The 13,708-nt window shown below is 36.8% G+C and carries 17 protein-coding genes; 8 read left to right on the forward strand and 9 right to left on the reverse strand.

From position 1 onward, the window contains the following. The first annotated feature begins 8 nt into the window (after nt 1-8). Nucleotides 9-971, forward strand: coding sequence for a 3'-5' exoribonuclease YhaM (gene yhaM, locus ACFQRG_RS01515; protein ID WP_380962915.1), 963 nt, complete (start codon nt 9-11; stop codon nt 969-971). A 121-nt stretch (nt 972-1,092) separates the two neighbouring features. Then, nucleotides 1,093-1,383, forward strand: a complete 291-nt coding sequence (locus tag ACFQRG_RS01520) for a sporulation YhaL family protein (protein ID WP_380962917.1) — start codon at nt 1,093-1,095, stop codon at nt 1,381-1,383. Between the two features lie 14 nt (nt 1,384-1,397). Here ACFQRG_RS01520 and ACFQRG_RS01525 read toward each other — a convergent pair whose 3' ends face one another. Both ACFQRG_RS01525 and ACFQRG_RS01530 read right to left on the reverse strand, forming a co-directional pair. After that, nucleotides 1,398-2,276, reverse strand: coding sequence for a peptidylprolyl isomerase (locus ACFQRG_RS01525; RefSeq protein WP_380962919.1), 879 nt, complete (start codon nt 2,274-2,276; stop codon nt 1,398-1,400). A 152-nt stretch (nt 2,277-2,428) separates the two neighbouring features. Beyond that, on the reverse strand, nt 2,429-2,614 hold the full coding sequence (locus tag ACFQRG_RS01530) for a hypothetical protein (RefSeq protein ID WP_380962921.1): 186 nt from the start codon (nt 2,612-2,614) through the stop codon (nt 2,429-2,431). 102 nt (nt 2,615-2,716) lie between these two features. Between ACFQRG_RS01530 and ACFQRG_RS01535 the strand changes: the two genes are divergently transcribed. Further along, nucleotides 2,717-3,298, forward strand: a complete 582-nt coding sequence (locus tag ACFQRG_RS01535) for a YpmS family protein (RefSeq protein ID WP_380962923.1) — start codon at nt 2,717-2,719, stop codon at nt 3,296-3,298. Between the two features lie 80 nt (nt 3,299-3,378). Here ACFQRG_RS01535 and ACFQRG_RS01540 read toward each other — a convergent pair whose 3' ends face one another. After that, entirely contained in the window at nt 3,379-3,714 is a 336-nt protein-coding gene (locus tag ACFQRG_RS01540) for a DUF3267 domain-containing protein (protein WP_380963237.1), read from the reverse strand. A 590-nt stretch (nt 3,715-4,304) separates the two neighbouring features. On the opposite strand from ACFQRG_RS01540, the gene ACFQRG_RS01545 reads away from it, so the two are divergent. Further along, complete coding sequence (locus tag ACFQRG_RS01545) at nt 4,305-5,066, forward strand: DUF5667 domain-containing protein (RefSeq protein WP_380962925.1); 762 nt, start codon at nt 4,305-4,307, stop codon at nt 5,064-5,066. On the opposite strand, the gene ACFQRG_RS01550 is transcribed toward ACFQRG_RS01545, so the two are convergent. Then, the gene (locus tag ACFQRG_RS01550; RefSeq protein WP_380962927.1) at nt 5,063-5,428 is read right to left on the reverse strand and encodes a YtxH domain-containing protein; all 366 of its coding nucleotides are present in this window, start codon (nt 5,426-5,428) and stop codon (nt 5,063-5,065) included. The genes ACFQRG_RS01545 and ACFQRG_RS01550 overlap by 4 nt on opposite strands. Before the next feature lie 85 nt (nt 5,429-5,513). On the opposite strand from ACFQRG_RS01550, the gene ACFQRG_RS01555 reads away from it, so the two are divergent. Further along, a complete protein-coding gene (locus tag ACFQRG_RS01555; RefSeq protein WP_380962929.1) occupies nt 5,514-5,708 on the forward strand; it encodes a hypothetical protein in 195 nt (64 codons plus the stop codon). 25 nt (nt 5,709-5,733) lie between these two features. Here the strand turns inward: ACFQRG_RS01555 and ACFQRG_RS01560 are convergent, their stop codons facing one another. After that, nucleotides 5,734-5,901: a hypothetical protein gene (locus ACFQRG_RS01560; RefSeq protein WP_380962930.1), complete on the reverse strand. Its 168-nt coding sequence runs from the start codon at nt 5,899-5,901 to the stop codon at nt 5,734-5,736. Between the two features lie 308 nt (nt 5,902-6,209). On the opposite strand from ACFQRG_RS01560, the gene helD reads away from it, so the two are divergent. After that, a complete protein-coding gene (gene helD / locus ACFQRG_RS01565; protein WP_380962932.1) occupies nt 6,210-8,558 on the forward strand; it encodes an RNA polymerase recycling motor HelD in 2,349 nt (782 codons plus the stop codon). 58 nt (nt 8,559-8,616) lie between these two features. Here the strand turns inward: helD and ACFQRG_RS01570 are convergent, their stop codons facing one another. Together ACFQRG_RS01570 and ACFQRG_RS01575 are read right to left on the reverse strand one after the other, a co-directional pair. Further along, nucleotides 8,617-9,162, reverse strand: a complete 546-nt coding sequence (locus ACFQRG_RS01570; protein ID WP_380962934.1) for a tryptophan transporter — start codon at nt 9,160-9,162, stop codon at nt 8,617-8,619. 294 nt (nt 9,163-9,456) lie between these two features. Then, on the reverse strand, nt 9,457-9,891 hold the full coding sequence (locus ACFQRG_RS01575; protein WP_380962936.1) for an HIT family protein: 435 nt from the start codon (nt 9,889-9,891) through the stop codon (nt 9,457-9,459). A gap of 281 nt (nt 9,892-10,172) precedes the next feature. Here ACFQRG_RS01575 and ACFQRG_RS01580 point away from each other — a divergent pair, with 281 nt between their 5' ends. Together ACFQRG_RS01580 and ACFQRG_RS01585 are read left to right on the forward strand one after the other, a co-directional pair. Next, nucleotides 10,173-10,925 carry an ABC transporter ATP-binding protein gene (locus ACFQRG_RS01580; protein ID WP_380962938.1) on the forward strand — a complete coding sequence of 251 codons (753 nt, stop codon included), beginning with the start codon at nt 10,173-10,175 and terminating at the stop codon, nt 10,923-10,925. After that, a complete protein-coding gene (locus ACFQRG_RS01585; protein WP_380962940.1) occupies nt 10,913-12,124 on the forward strand; it encodes an ABC transporter permease in 1,212 nt (403 codons plus the stop codon). Before ACFQRG_RS01580 ends, ACFQRG_RS01585 begins: the two co-directional genes overlap by 13 nt. 18 nt (nt 12,125-12,142) lie before the next feature. Here ACFQRG_RS01585 and ACFQRG_RS01590 read toward each other — a convergent pair whose 3' ends face one another. After that, complete coding sequence (locus ACFQRG_RS01590; RefSeq protein WP_380962942.1) at nt 12,143-12,577, reverse strand: ferritin-like domain-containing protein; 435 nt, start codon at nt 12,575-12,577, stop codon at nt 12,143-12,145. Nucleotides 12,578-12,758: 181 nt separating this feature from the next. Then, a complete protein-coding gene (locus tag ACFQRG_RS01595) occupies nt 12,759-13,652 on the reverse strand; it encodes a diacylglycerol/lipid kinase family protein (protein ID WP_380962944.1) in 894 nt (297 codons plus the stop codon). Between the last annotated feature and the right edge of the window lie 56 nt (nt 13,653-13,708).

The raw sequence follows: 13,708 nt of genomic DNA on the forward strand, positions 1-13,708 counted from the left end.
GAACCGGCATGAAGAAAGGTATTGTTCATTTTAATGAAGGGGAGCATATTAATCTATATTTACTCATTAAATCGGCCCAAAGATCAGTTGCGAGCAACGGCAAACCGTTTTTAACACTGATATTGCAAGATAAATCCGGTGAAATTGATGCTAAGCTGTGGGACTGCACACCTCAGGACGAAGAAGATTATACCCCTGACACGGTCGTACAAGTGGACGGAGATATTACAACGTTCCGCGGGAAAAATCAGCTGAGAATCAGAGGGATTCGCCTGACAACTGGTCAAGACCATGTTAAAAAGTCAGATCTTGTTGCATCAGCGCCGATGTCAATCAACGAAATGGTTGATACCATGAATCAATTTATATTTGAAATAAGAAACCCTAACATTCAGCGTCTGACCAGAACATTATTAAAAAGGCATCAGGAAGCATTTTTTGAATTCCCGGCAGCGGTAAAAAATCATCATGAATATGTTTCCGGTCTCGCATATCATGTCGTCTCCATGCTTAATCTTGCCAAATCAGTAGCTGCCCTTTACCCTGCACTGGACACTGATTTGTTATATTCAGGTATTATTCTCCATGACATGGGGAAGGTCATTGAACTTTCAGGTGCAACTGCAGCAAGTTATACATTGGAAGGAAAGCTGCTCGGTCATATTTCCATTATGGTCAATGAGATCGGCAAAGCTGCAAAAGAGATGGGGATTGAAGGCGAAGAAATTACCATCCTGCAGCACATTGTACTAAGCCATCATTCGAAGCCGGAATGGGGAAGCCCTAAGCCGCCGCTGATTAAAGAAGCGGAAATTCTTCATATGCTTGATAACTTAGATGCAAAAATGAACATGCTCAGCCGGGCAATGGAAAAGACCAAGCCGGGAGAGTTTACTGAGAGATTATTTGCTATGGACAACCGTTCTTTTTACAATCCGTTATTTGAACAAAAAGTGACAGTGGACAGCTAATCTAGTAATTATTGATAACATGACAGGACGGGGAGATTAATATCTCCCCGTCATTCATAATCTATCGTCCGCCATCATACATTTTATCTTAAAAGAGCTTGTATAATGGAGGGATAATGATATGAAAAATGCAAAGCGTGCCATTGTCATTATTTGTACGATTGTCTTTTTGTATATTTTACAGCAATTTGGTATTTTGATGCCGATCATAGACCGTATTGATGCTTTCCCATGGTGGGTTTATCTGGTCTTTGCGGGCATCCTCTTCAGCGGATTTCAATTCGTGATTTTATCGAAAAAGGATAAAGAAGAGGATGAGAAATGGATAGAAGAGCAAGGACAAGTTTTTATCAAACGTATGAATGATGAAAGGGAAAGAAGAAATGATGAAAAGAAAACAGGTACGGATTAATCCGTACCTGTTTTTTAGCCTTGTGGTGTGCCTCCTGGCATAGGTGCTTGCTGAGGTTGATTAAAGAGATCTTTGAATTGCTTATCTTGAATCTTCACATCGCCTTTTTTAACAAGGTTTTGAAGGACTTCTTGAGCAGGTTTTGCTTTTTGTTGAAGCACTGCTTGTTTGACCTCAGATTTTAAAGCATTAAAGCTGTCTTTTTTACCAGTCAATTTAATAATGTGATAACCATATTGTGTTTTTACAGGATCACTGATTTGTCCAACTTTAAGATTGAAGGCAGCTTTTTCGAAAGAAGGATCCATTTCTCCTTTTTTGAACCAGCCAAGGTCTCCGCCGTTATTTTTAGTCGCTGTATCAGTAGAATACTTTTTAGCTAACTTGGAGAAGTCTTCGCCTTTCTTTAACTTCTGCTCGATTTGATCAGCCGTTTTCTTATCTTTAACGAGAATATGACTTGCTTTAACTTCGGTCAGCTTGTCTTTATTTTTATTGTAATAATCCTTCATTTCTTTATCAGTGACTTTAACGCCATCTGTTTGCGCTTTGAAGAGAAGAAGCTGCTGCTTGACATTGTCTCTGAATTGACTTTCAGTTAAATTGCTTTGTTGCAGTGCTTGTTTAAAAGCATCGTCGCTCGGAAATTTCTTCTTAACTTCATTTACTTTTTGATCAATTTCCTTATTAGACACTTTATACTTCGAGTTAAGCAGTTTTTCGTAAACCATTTCTTGCAAGACCTGGTTGCCGGCTTGGTTTTTCAGTTCTTTATAGAAATCATCGTTCGTAATATCGCCGCCTTTAGTTTTTACGACGGCACTGCTGCCGCATGCTGAAAGGATGCCGACTAACCCGAGCAAGACAGCGCATAGTAGTATTAATTTCTTCATATTGTCACTCCTAATTAATAAAAGTTGTTCATATAGTCAATAGCAATATTCTAACTTATATAAAACGTGCTGTCGAGAACATGTGAAAAATCACATCTTTTTATGTATTGCCGGGATGTACCGGCATTTTATTATTTGTTATAGATTACATTTTATACGTTAAAGTAAATTTGAATGTAACCGATAACTAGTAAAACGGTTATATAAAAATTAACTGATGCGAATAACTTTGCTTGGCGTTCTTTTGGTATATCGTTTTTAAGACAAAGCGCATTTGTTAAATTGTTGAATAAAAATAATATAAAGACTGCTAATATAATAAAGACGTATAATATCATAGCATATGCCTCCAAACGGTTAACTACATATATACATATATATGATAAGATTATCAAAAGTTCATAAAAAATGATAGTCTAATAATATCGAGGTGATAAAGAATGAAGAATAAATGGAAAGCAGCGTTTTTTTCGCTCCTGGCACTTGTCATTATAATCATTGTCATTGCTGCAGGGTTCTTTTTCAGCTTTCTCGCGATTGGCGGGGAGACACAAAACATACATAACGACGCAAAAAAGTACAGCCGGCCAATTTTTACTGTTCAAGCGGATAAAGATCAATTAGATAATTTGGTCAATAACGAAATACAAAAGCATCAAACCGGTAATTTAACGTATTACGTGAATATGGATAAAGATGTACAAGTTAATGGTTCGTTGGGTGTCTTAGGAACCTCTATGCCTTTTTCAATATCCTTTGACCCTGTCGTTAAAAATGGCGACGTCATATTAAAAGAAAAGAAAGTGAAATTAGGAAAGTTCAATTTACCTGATAAGCAAGTACTGAAATTCATTAACTTCGGGACAAAATTACCGGACTGGGTTATTGTTCAGCCGGATAAGAGGCAAATTTATATTAACGTGACCAAAATACCATTAAATAAGGATATTGACTTTTACCTTAAAGCAAAACAAATCCAACTAAGCAAAAATAAAATTGTTTTTGAATTACATCAAAAATAGGTTTAAAAAACCAAGCTGATTTAAAACAGCTTGGTTTTTTTGTAATAGAGAAACGGCAACGGAAAAATGATAAGTTATTTTTACGATTGTTTGACAAGTATTGTACAGCCATCCCGGCCGTCTTCGATAAAAGCATTGGCCGGCGCTTTTATTAAGTTGTTCAGGTATACAAAATCGGCAACACTGATTCCAAAATTAATAGCGCCAATTAAAGAAAAATAATGAAGATGCTCCGGAAATACAATGGTTAATATTAGTACGCCCAATGTGACGACAATGGCCGGACAAGCAATAACAATAATTGAACGCCACTTAGATAAAGTACCTGGGATGTTGCAGTGAATATATGGAAACATATCATAATTGGACCGTCCAAATGTAATAGTTGCTTTTTTTCCAACTGTCCATGCGGACAGGCAATGCAAGAATTTATGGACTGGCCAAATAAAAATTAATGTTATTAAAAAAATTATAGGGTTAAAGGATGAGAGTCTCTCGCCATGATTCAAGTCGGTAAACAGCAAGTAATAGACAATAAAAAAGATAATCATTCCCATGAGAGAAAGCACATTCAACCGAATCGTTCCAAAGTCTTTAACAATGTTGAACGATTTCCAACAATTCATAGGTCTCACCCCACAAACATGATTCAAAATTGATCAATGATTTTTTCGTTTTATATTTTACCCCACATACTTTACTGTCTTTTTTAGTGAAAATCAACCCTTCTGATAAAAATAGTTTAGTACATTTTTTAACACTTTAAGTTTAATTTTTAAAAGGATAAAAGTATCAGAAAGGCTCGTTCAAAAAGAACATCATAATGTAAAATTTAAGGCTTGTTATAAAGCTGCAAAGATGTTATTCAGGCAGCTTTATTAAAACTTATCGAAAGTCAAGTTTTCCTGACAATTATTTTTTTAATTAAAATGTTTATAAAATGATGATCAAATGGGGACATTTAAAAAAAAGGCCGTTTGCAGTAAATGCTTAAAGGGGGCATTTTATGAACCGATTAGGAAGAACAATCATAACATTATCCTTTACAGGCGGATTAGCTTTTTCGCTTTTAATACCGGCGGGTGTATCCGCAAAAGCGGATACTGGCTTAATATTGCCTGAAATCATTCATCTTGGCGTCACGCCTGAGAACCAGTGGCTTTATGATTTGGATAATGATCTTGATTCATTGCGGATGGGGCTGACAATAAATGAAAATAAGAAGTTAAGTGTCATTGCATCCATGGCAGAGGGAAAACTTTCGGATCTAAAAAAGCTTATGGAAATGTACAGGCATAACCAATTAAGCGATCAATCATATTCTACATACGTTAAAAAAGTCGTCAGTGATTATAAGAGTTGTTTGAATAAAACGTATGACCAATTATTACAAGAGGCGCCGAATCATGAAGTTCGGGAAAAGCTCATTAATGTCATTCAACACTTTACGCAAATAGCCGAAATTACTTCTAACGAAATTATTGATTACCCGGCGGACATGAGTAAAATTAAAGATGCTGAACTGGCTGTTAAGGTTCTATCTGATTACAATAAAGATGTCATTAGTCAATTACAAGAAGAAGGTCTGGATGTTAAGGACATGGCATATGTATTTGTTTTGTCGGAAATCTCCGGGCAAAGCCCGGAGAAAATAGCAGATTTGAAATTAAATAACGAGATGACATATAAAGAAATAGCAAAAAGTCTAGGCGTAAATCCATCAAAGTTGTCATTTTTAAAAAATAAAGAAATCAAACCGGCTTCTTAAGAAGTCGGTTCGTTTTGTGATCTTTCAAATTGCTTTTTAGTTTGTTCCAGCTGGCTAATATTTTGTTTGATGTTTGCTATATGAGGTTTGACGGCTTGGTTCCATGTGTTTACTAAATCCCCGATATCGCCAATTGTTGATTTAACAACGGGTATGCCTTCTTTTGTTAAAGAACCGACTTGATCTTTAAGCCTCATCACTTGGTCTTTCATATCATTCATAGGTTCTTTAACTTGTTGGACTTTTTCTTTCATTTCACCGCGGATTTCACGTCCGGATTTTGGCGTGCTGAGCAGTACAGTAACTCCGGCAATGACACTCCCAACTGTAAAGCCGCATACGTAGGATTTGATTTTTCCCATTAATCTCACCTCTGCTTATAGTATTTATGACATTATTATAATATAAACCGCATATCTTAGCATTAAGAGAGGCGGGGTCGTTCATATGATATACGTCTTTATAGTCCTTTTATTTTTATTAGGTATTGTCAGTCTATTTTATTCCTTCAGTAAATGGACAACGCAAAGGCGTTTTGCATTTAAAAATAAAAAAATGGCTAAAGAACAAAATATAATTATTGTCATGGCTGCTGCAGGTATAATATTAATTATCATTGCCTGGTTCATTTATCGGAGATAAATGAAGCCCACCTTGAATAGATGGGCTATTTAGTTCGTTTTGCTTGTTTTTTTGCCATTTCGTCACGTTCTCCAGCATCGGAAAGATCGTAATCGGCAGGCATGCGGTTATCGGAATTTTTATATTCACCAGCTAATTGTTCGATTTGATCTGCAGTGTAATTTTCGTTCGCTCTTTGTTCATGTTTGTCCATTTTTTTAACTCCCTTCTATATTTTTTATTTTTTCTCTTATTTAAGTGCGTACTTATCAGTTATTTTGCTAAGATTTAAGAAAATTTATCCGCTCTGATTAAAGAAAAGTCCGACTCGATAATGAGCCGGACTTTTTAAGATGATTGAAAATATCGTATTGAATAATTAAAGTATGTATGTTAAAATCATGAACGGTTATTTAAATGCCATATATAATTTTGGTCATAAATGACCTATTATAATTTTATAACATAGTATTGTTTTTGTCAAGTATTTTTATTTAACCTGTACAAAAAAGGGGTTGTACTATGAGTAAATGGGAACAAGAATTTCAGATTGAACAAAACCGTGTTGATCAAGTGACAAGTAAAATCGATAAACGCATAGCTTATCTGCAAAAACAGGCAGGCGACGTTAAAGCCGACATGTCCCATATTCGTAAAAATTTTTGGGAAGATGTAACGGTTAACGTTGATAATCCTGATGAAGCCATTGAATCTTACGCAAGTATTAAACAGCAGGCCGAGTTACTGTCTGAAAGGGAACGAAGCCATAGACATGCGGAAAATCAATTGGATATTCTCGAACGGCTCAAACAATCTCCTTATTTTGGACGTATCGATTTTTTAGAAGACGGTGAAAAAGAGGCGGAACGCATCTACCTTGGTATAGGCTCTTTCTTTGATGAAGACTCCGAAGAATTTCTCATTTACGATTGGCGCGCGCCGATATCCAGTTTGTACTATGATTATTCGCTTGGAAAAGCGGCGTATAAAGCCCCTGACAATACCATTACTGGAACAATGGAGCTGAAACGGCAATTTATTATCCGTCATGCTAATATTAAAAGCATGTTTGATACAGGGATAACAATCGATGACGAACTGCTTCAGGAAGTATTAGGAAAACAGTCAAATTCACAAATGAAAAGTATTGTTGCAACGATTCAAAAGGAACAAAATCAAATCATTCGTAATGAACGGGGCCGTTTGCTTATTGTTCAAGGTGCTGCCGGGAGCGGCAAGACATCGGCTGCCCTTCAGCGAGTCGCTTATTTGTTGTACAGGTATCGTGAAACATTGCAGGCGGAAAATATCGTATTGTTTTCTCCCAACCCGATGTTTAACAGTTATATCTCAACTGTCCTACCTGAGCTTGGCGAAGAGAATATGCAGCAGGCAACCTTTCAGGAATTTTTACAAAATCAGCTTGGAAAAACATTTGATCTTGAAGATCCTTTTACTCAAATGGAGTACGTAATGACATCGATGGAAGATCCGGATTATCATGTCAGAATTCAGGGCATCCGTTATAAAGCAAGCTTAGATTTTATGAATGTAATAGAAAATTACATTGAATATTTAGGACAAGAAGGACTTATATTTAAAGATCTGAAATTCAGGGGCCGTATCTTAATTTCCAGCCAAAAAATTAACGATTATTTTTATGGGCTTAGTTCTTCAATATCAATACCAAATAGAATGAAACAAGTCAGCGAAAGATTGCTTAAAGATTTAAAAGAGTTGGCCGTTCAGGAGCGAACAAAAGCCTGGGTTAATGAGGAAATACAGCTTCTTGATAAAGAGGTATATGAACGTTTTTATCAACATCTTCTTGAAAAGAACCAATATACAGAGGATACATTTAATGATTTTGAACGGGAGGAAAAACTTCTTGCTGCTTATGTTGTTAATGAGCATTTTAAACATCTGAGAAAACGTGTTAAAAATTTATTATTTATAGATAATCGGGCAATTTATCGGCAATTATACAGGACGCACGGTCTTATTGAAACGTTAACAGGCAAAAGCAGTCTGCCGGAAGATTGGGTAAAAATATGTAAGCAAACGGTAAAAAGATTAGACCAGAAAGAGTTGGCTTATGAAGATGCAACACCTTACCTTTATTTAAAAGAAAGAATTGAAGGTTTTAAGATGAATACTTCCGTTCGGCATGTTTTTATTGATGAGGCGCAAGATTATTCACCTTTTCAATTTGCATTTATTAAGCGTATCTTTCCATTCAGCAAAATGACAGTACTTGGCGATATGAATCAAGCTATTCATGCCCATGCAGAGAATACCGGTCTATCAACGCTTTCTTCTCTATATGGCAGCGAGGCAACAGAGACAATCATGTTAAAACGAAGTTACCGTTCGACCCGTCAAATCATAAAATTTACCCGGGGATTCATAGACGGCGGGGAAGAAATCATACCTTTTAATAGGGAAGGGGATAAGCCGGCGCTGATCCAAGCAAGCAACGAGCAAGAACTTAATATGAAAGTTGCTGAAAGGATCCGTGATCTTCAGGCAGAAGGGAATCGAACAGTTGCGGTTATTTGTAAGAGCTATGAAGAAAGCCAAAAGGCGTTTAATGCTTTACAAAACGAAGCATCTATTCGTTTAATTGACAAAGAGACTGCTTCCTTTGAGACGGGAGCCCTTGTCATACCTTCCTATCTGGCAAAAGGCGTTGAATTTGATGCTGTCATCATTTATAATGCCTCAAAGGAACAATACGGCAGGGAAAGTGAACGGAAGTTGTTTTATACAGCATGCACCCGGGCAATGCATGAACTGCATATGTATTATATCGGTGAACCGAATTCTTTTATTTTAGATACTCCTTCGGATACTTATGTAAAGGAAGAATAGGTTGTAAAAAAGGATGGATAACAATTGAACCGTTATCCATCCTTTTTATATTATAAAATTAACTTCGTTTTGCTATATTCGATGATAATTGACTTTTTCTTGATTGCCCCATAATTTTTACAATAATAGGGTAAATGATCGCTACAAAAATGGTATTAATAACGACTGCCGGAAGGACGACTGCAATAAACATAGCGATAAAGCTTGTTTTTGCAGGCAAAGCTCCGAGAACGGTCAATGCTGTAAGAAATACGGTACCGCTGACGGCTGTTCCCACTGCAGTTAAAATAGGTGCTGTAACCATATGATTCATTACTCGTCTTAACAGGCAATAGAGGGCGAAAATCACTAAGGCTGTAACCAATTTATCAATAATATTTGGAATGAATCCGCCGGGTATAGTCGTAGTAAAGCCTGATAGAATACCGGCAACCAGCCCGACTATGACGATGTTTCCTCTTTCCGCAAATAAAAAGATGGATATGAACATCATCGTTAATAACATATCAGGTTTCATGCCAAAAAAGATACCTGGTATCAGCGCGTGGAAAATAGTCCCTATGCCTAGAAAAATAGCGATTAACAAAAGCTTTTGAAGCTTCATTTCTCATCTCTCCTCAACTGATCTCTTTTTGGCCTCCAATAATACCCTGTGGTTTATTGCGAGGTTAGGAAGTTCAAAAAGTCCGGGAAAAATAGCTTTCGGATTTCTTCGTCACTCGGTCTCTCCGGTTCTCACGTATTATTTCCATACGATCCGGTCCTCGAGACTGTCGTTCCTCGAACTCCTCGGCTCTTTTTGTCCTCTTTTTTGAACCTGTAATTTTAGTTAACAATAATATACTACGAAATACCTAAAGGTGCAATGGATAAAGTTTCCGAATTATTAAGTAGTGTTTTAGGCTTTAATCGCTTTGGCAATTTTATCTGCCATGTCTTGACGGTCCTGCTCGCTGTAATCACTTTCGTGTGAATGCCAAACAGCGCCGAAACCGTCGCCTTTGCCGTAGCGTGGCAAGATATGTATATGATAATGGAAAACAGTTTGGCCGGCGAATTCACCGTTATTATTAAGTAAGTTCATGCCAATCGGGTTAAAGGTATCTTTAATACCTTGTGCAATTTGCGGGACAACTGAGAATAATTTTGCGGCAGTTTCCGATTTAAGACTGAATATATCTTGTTGATGATCTTTGGGAATAACAAGTGTATGTCCTTTTGTATTTTGGCTAATATCTAAAAAAGCAAAGACATCCTCATTTTCAAACACTTTTGCACTTGGAATTTCACCGTTAATGATTTTACAAAAAATACAATTTGGATCGTGAGCCATAGTGATTCATCCTTTCATTCAATTCATTTATGCGGATATTTACCTTGTTTTATTTTATCATAATAATAAGAACGTTCGCATCCTGGTTAGAGACTTACAGCAATATTTGATAAACTAAAGAAAACTTGCCGATTGGCAAGCCTTAAAAGGCGAAGACAGAGGCCTAGTTGCGCTTATACTATCGACCTTATCTTGGCATCTACGCCGAATCTTCTTCTAAGTTGCCAAGATATACTTTTTGATAGTATAAAGAAAAATCCTTAGGAGAGGAAATGTAACAGATGGAAACAGTATTGGATGTCAGTCATTTAAAAGGCGGTTATTCTATTAATCAGCCAATTCTTCATGACCTTAATTTTCATGTAAATCAAGGTGAATTAGTCGGGCTTGTCGGTTTAAATGGTGCGGGTAAGAGCACGACAATTAAGCATATTCTCGGATTACTGGAACCATTTGAAGGTGATATTCATGTCAATGGCAAGACGATCAAAGAAGATAAATTGTTTTACAGAAGCCAAATGGCATACATTCCGGAAACGCCGGATCTATACGAGCAATTAACCCTTAAAGAGCATTTAGAGCTCTCAGCGATGGCTTATCAAATCGATGAAAAAACTTTTCATGAACGAATGAACCGTTTATTAAAAATGTTCCGGATGGAAAATAAATTAAAATGGTTTCCGGGGCATTTTTCTAAAGGGATGAAGCAAAAAGTCATGATCATGTGCGCTTTCCTCGTGCAGCCTCATTTGTATGTTGTCGACGAACCGTTTGTAGGACTTGATCCAATTGGTATTCAATCTTTTCTTGATTTAATGAAAGAAATGAAAGAAGAGGGTGCGGCAATCTTGATGTCAACGCATATTCTCTCGACGGCTGAACAATATTGCGACCGGTTCATCATTCTTCATGATGGAAAAATTGCTATTCAAGGGACGATAGATGATATTAAGGAAAAGTACGGAGACACTCGTGCTTCGCTTCATGATATTTATGTAGCGGTCGCCAGAGGAGAAACATCATGGATAAAGTAGAAGCGTTATGGAACCGGAGACGTTCGGAGTATTGGAAGATGGCTTCCCGGTATTGGAAACTGATTACGAAGAACAGCGGATTAGTGTTTGTGCTTTATGTCATTATTATTGTCGGGAGTATTTATTATAAAAAGTGGCTGGACACACTGACGCCGTCTTTTCCAAGCGCCTTATTGATTGCACTTGCTATAAGTATTTTTGTTATCCGAACCCCAATCCGAACTTTTTTGGAGTCGGCGGATCTGGTCTTTTTGCTGCCGCTTGAATCAAAATTAGGGACATACTTTAAAAAAAGCCGCCAGTACAGCTTTCAATTGCAGTGTATAACGATAATTATATGTCTTGTTTTATTTTCGCCATTATATTTCCGAATGATTAACCATAGCTTTTTGGCATTAATCGCGACAGCTATTTTAATTTTTGCGGCAAAATGGTGGAATATAGATTGCAAATGGCAAGAGCAATATATACCCCAGACGTTCCTGTTTAAATTTATCAGGGGAATCGTTTCTCTTTGTTTTGTTTATGCGGTTGTGAGCGGAAAACATATAATTCTTGTACTGTTACTGTTATGTGTAATGGTGGGATTATCCATCCTATTTCGCAGTCAGGCAAATAAGAGGCTGTTAAAATGGGACCGTCTTTTGGAAATGGAGAATAAACAAATGATGATTCTCCTCCGGTTTGCGAACCTTTTTACCGATGTCCCGCAATTAAAAGGAAAAGTAAAGCCGAGGTTTTGGTTAAATGGACTGACCGAATTTTCATACGGGCAGGAATCAGTGTATAAAAAGTTTTATGCGAAAACATTTATTAGAGCGCATGAATACTTTGGCCTGTATGTCAGACTGACGATTATCGGAATGATTATTGAGGTGTTATTTACTCATGGATATAGTACATATTTTGTTTTGCTTGCTGTCATGTATTTAACAGCTGTTCAGCTTTTGACACTTTGGTATCATGTGACACCGCAAGCACTGGCTGATTTATATCCTATTGCAAATAAAATTAGGGAAAAAAGTTATTTGCAAATATTGTTTATATTATTGGTCATCCAGGGGATTGTGCTCAGTTTGGCAGGGGGTTTTGCCATTGGTACGCTCATGTCGTTTATTATCTTACTCGTATTGTCAATATTATTGAACATCGTTTTCACTTTAGGTTATGTTCGTCATAAAATTAAAACACCTGCCTAGGCAGGTGTTTATACGTTATTAAGAAAAGCGCGGATCGTTAAGTAAACGTTGCATTTCTTCCATATGTTTTGTTTCATCGGCGATAATATCTTCTAATTTAACGACCAATTCTACTAAGCCTAACTTATCCGCTTGTTCACGGCGTTTTTTATAACGTTCAATTGTTTCTTTTTCTGCTTTACGGGCTTCTTCAAGCATTTCTTTTGCTTCAGTTACCGGCTTTACTTCAACCGGTTTCGTTGTTGGCTGGCCGCCTAGGTTAATAATCTTTTCTGATAAGTAAAGGGCATGGCCTTGTTCATCCGGGATTTCACTTTCAAACATAGGTTTTAAAATTTGATAATAAAGCCCTTGTACTGCAGAAGCATAGTATGTGTATTGAATGGCTGCGGAATACTCCCCAGCTAAATCTTCGTTTAATCCATCGATAAGTTCTTTCATTTCTTGTTCCATTAATGATTCATCCTTCCTTTATCTTATGATCTATTTAATATTTACCCTTTAAACAGAAAGTTAAACATTAATTTTAGAAAAATCTTTTAAGAGTCAGGGTAAATAATTAATATAGAAGTCTTGCTAAATTGGTCTTCTTCCGGGTGAAGTTCCGCTTGTCGTCGTGAGTATGCAAGAAAGTTTAATTAAACAGCTGCTTTCCAGCCAGCATTTTTAAATGATTAGGAATGGCTTTAATTGTAGCCGGTGTTTTGAAATACCTTTCACCATCGCAATCTATCAGTTTTTTAGGTGATGTTTTTAAAGACAGTTGCGGTGTTTGAAAATGAATAATATTTTCATCCTTTTCTTGCATCATTCCTGTTCTTTTTTTAAAAATAGAAAAGAAGGAAGATAAATTTGTTTCCTTCAATACTAGAACGTCGAGCATGCCATCCTGAATATTAACTTCGGGCAAAAAAGGTTTAACACCCCCTGTAAACGGCCCATTAGCAATAATAATCATTTCGGCTTTTCCTGAATAATAATGAGTGGCGTCATTCATTTCGTAATAAAAACTTTTATTTTCCTTTATATTTTGCAATGTGCTCATATAATAAGAAAGACGCCCAAATGTGGATTTAACATCTTCCTCAATTTGACTTGATACCGCGGTAATTAACCCAATCCCCCAAAAATTAAGGAAGTATTGGCTGCCATCAAACCCGACATCAATTTCCTGAATATTTTTTTGAATGATCTGTTCAGCGGCTTTAACTGGATTTTGATTCATACCTATGGCACGTGAAAAGTCATTGCAAGTGCCTCCGGGGATTATCGCAAATGCCGGCCGTTTTTTTAAAGGAGCAAGGCCGTTTAAGACTTCGTAAACAGTACCATCTCCCCCGGCGGCGATAATAAGGTCCGAATCGTTTGCCAGTTTTTGGGCGAAATCAGTTCCGTCTCCTTCTTTTTGTGTTTCATAGAAGGCGACTTGTTTGAATCCATCTGAAAGTATGTTTGAAATACTTTCAAAGTTTTCTTTGATCTTTTGCTGACCGGCATTTGGATTGACGACGACGGAAACTTTATCCATAGACAACTTCCTCTCGTTCATTCATTGTGGTGATTATTTTCCCTGTTTTGCTGTTT

The organism is Scopulibacillus cellulosilyticus (assembly GCF_042665295.1).
Classification (GTDB): domain Bacteria; phylum Bacillota; class Bacilli; order Bacillales; family Sporolactobacillaceae; genus Scopulibacillus_A; species Scopulibacillus_A cellulosilyticus.